We start from the raw sequence: 798 nt of genomic DNA on the forward strand, positions 1-798 counted from the left end.
GGGTGGGCTGGTTGCCCTTGGCCTGCAGGAGCAGATGTGCTCCACGGCCGGTGATCTGCTCGGCGTGGCCGGTCTGGGTGTGCATGGCGTCGGCGACGAACAGGACATCGGTCAGGCTGCCGAGCACGGCCTGCACGGCGTCGAGCAGTGGGGTGAAGGCGGGGATCTCGTTGCTCTTCGTGTCGACGGTGACCTGGGCCAGGACGATGCCGGTGCTGGTGTCCAGCGCCGACAGCAGATGCGTCTGCCGGCCGTCGGGCAGGCGTGCGCCGCGCAGGGTCTTGCCGTCCACGGCGATTACCGTCCGGTAGCGGCGCGGCCGAGCGGCCACCGATGGCGTCCGGGTGTGCAGCCAGCCGGCCAGAACCTTGCTGATCACAGTGGCGTCCAGGCGGATCAGCAGACGCCACACCGTGGTGCCGGCCGGCACGCCCCGGGTGAACCCGAGCCGCCGCTGGTCCGCCTCGTCCAGGTCGTACAGCCAGTCGGCGATCGCGGCGAACGACGTGGCGCCGGCCAGGACCGCGCAGACCGCGACGGTCAGCAACGCGGCCAGTGGGTACCGCACTCCGTGCGGGTTACGCGGGTCCGGGATCACGCTGACAGCGTCCAGGAGCCCACGACGTTCACCCTCGGTGATCGGCGGTGGCGGCGTCTCGCCGCTGAGGGTTGTCACAGTCAGTACGGAGATCAGGGATGATGACATCTGCGGGTGGAGTCCTCGGTGTCGTGCAGTCCTAGAGAAACTCCATGATCACCTTGAGGGCTTCACCCGCTTCAACCGCCTCCACACAGGCC

The 798-nt window shown here is 69.0% G+C and carries 1 protein-coding gene; it reads right to left on the reverse strand.

The genetic code is table 11. The features are described 5' to 3' along the window. The coding region (locus ACFHWY_RS28715; RefSeq protein WP_416583360.1) for an ISAs1 family transposase at window positions 1-706 on the reverse strand (706 nt) is incomplete at its 3' end. Window positions 707-798 lie beyond the last annotated feature (92 nt).

It is taken from the genome of Micromonospora sp. LOL_024 (genome assembly GCF_048060415.1).
Classification (GTDB): domain Bacteria; phylum Actinomycetota; class Actinomycetes; order Mycobacteriales; family Micromonosporaceae; genus Micromonospora.